At 40.0% G+C, this 1530-nt stretch carries 1 protein-coding gene and 2 pseudogenes; 2 read left to right on the top strand and 1 reads right to left on the bottom strand.

The genetic code is table 11. The features are described from left to right. Positions 1-93 (top strand): annotated as a pseudogene (locus FTV30_RS15990) (IS6 family transposase); the annotation flags it as partial. 170 nt (positions 94-263) lie between these two features. On the opposite strand, the gene FTV30_RS15985 reads toward FTV30_RS15990, so the two are convergent. Continuing rightward, the gene (locus tag FTV30_RS15985; protein WP_180001909.1) at positions 264-1322 is read right to left on the bottom strand and encodes a 2,3-butanediol dehydrogenase; all 1059 of its coding nucleotides are present in this window, start codon (positions 1320-1322) and stop codon (positions 264-266) included. Positions 1323-1358: 36 nt separating this feature from the next. Here FTV30_RS15985 and FTV30_RS15980 point away from each other — a divergent pair. Next, positions 1359-1530 (top strand): annotated as a pseudogene (locus FTV30_RS15980) (DDE-type integrase/transposase/recombinase); the annotation flags it as partial.

Here is a 1530-nt window from a genome sequence, read left to right as displayed (position 1 = left end):
ATGCGTGCACTACGTAAAGGACAAGCATCGTCATTTTATTATGGTCAGCCTCAGGGTGAAGTGTGTCTAATCAACAGGGTTTTCGGTCTCTAAGCACTTTTTAAAGGGAACATCATCGACTCAAATCTCTATTTGCAACAGTGCCGTAAATTTGAGAATGAATCTGTACGTACAGACTCATTCCCTATCTATAAAGATATTAGAAATAGCTACATAGAGTTTATTTCTAGTTTATTCAAATTAGTCGTTCAAATTAGGCGTTACTACGGATGAACAATAATTTTTACAGCAGACTCATTATTATGAATCAATGTTTCAAAGCCTTTAGAAACAAGATCATCTAATGCAATCCGTTGGGTAATAAAAGGTTCTAGATTAATCTTACCTTGCTCAACCAAACGGATAGTTTCCTGATGATCATTTACATAAGCAATCGTGCCACGAATATCTAGCTCTTTCATCACCACACTATGCACATTAATTGTGGCAGGATGGCTCCAAATAGAAACGATAACGACTACACCAGTTGGTTTCATTGCTGCAACGAGTGTATCCATGACTTTATTGACACTACTACATTCAAAAGCGACATCTACACCGCGGTCTTCTGTAATTTTCATTACCTCAGCAACTACATCAACCTTAGATGGGTCTAGTACATAATCGGCAACACCCGCTTCTATCGCTTTTTCTTTACGTTTTGCACTCAGTTCAGTAATGATGACCGTGAGACCTTTAGCCTTTAAAATAGCAGATAAAAGTAAGCCTATTGGGCCTGCTCCACCAACCAGTGCGATATCGCCAGCTTTTGCGCCACTTCTGACATAGGCATGATGACCGACAGATAAAGGTTCTATCAATGCTGCTTGGTCTAAAGGAATATCATTTGAAATAGGATGTACCCAACGCCGCTGAACTGCAATTTTTTCAGAAAGACCACCACCGCGTCCGCCTAAACCAATAAAGTTCATATTTTTTGATAAATGATACTTATCATTGGGGCCAGTCGGCACATCGTCAGCAATGATGTAGGGTTCAACTACGACATGTTGCCCAATTTGGATATCATCTACACCCTCTCCAACTGCATAAACCACGCCTGAAAATTCATGTCCCATTGTTACAGGTGCAGATTCTCCCGAAATTGGGTGTGGGTGACCACAAGGTGGAATAAAAATAGGACCTTCCATGAATTCATGTAAATCTGTACCGCAAATACCACACCACGCAACTTGAATTCCAACTGTGCCTGGAAGTACTTTCGGTTCAGGGATATCTTCAATTTGAATATCCCCTCGGTCATAAAAACGAGCTGCTTTCATTTTATATTCCTTATATTGATGTTAACGGTAAACCATTCTAGACGTAATACCAAATCAGCATATTGTTTTCTTGGAAAAATGTTAAATAATGTGAAGAAGTGGCAAATTCCACAAGTGATCAACACGGATAAAGCACCCACATATGGACGTGCTTTATCACGGTTAAAACGGGAAGGTAAATGTCCACCAGACCTTGAGCACAGGCAGA

The organism is Acinetobacter sp. YH12255 (genome assembly GCF_013417355.1).
Classification (GTDB): Bacteria; Pseudomonadota; Gammaproteobacteria; order Pseudomonadales; family Moraxellaceae; genus Acinetobacter; species Acinetobacter pseudolwoffii.
This window is presented reverse-complemented; position numbering and strand designations above follow the sequence as displayed.

Bases quoted from the DNA above. Each gene is read 5' to 3' on its own strand.
- FTV30_RS15985 (WP_180001909.1), bottom strand. From the start codon at position 1,322: ATGAAAGCAGCTCGTTTTTATGACCGAGGGGATATTCAAATTGAAGAT.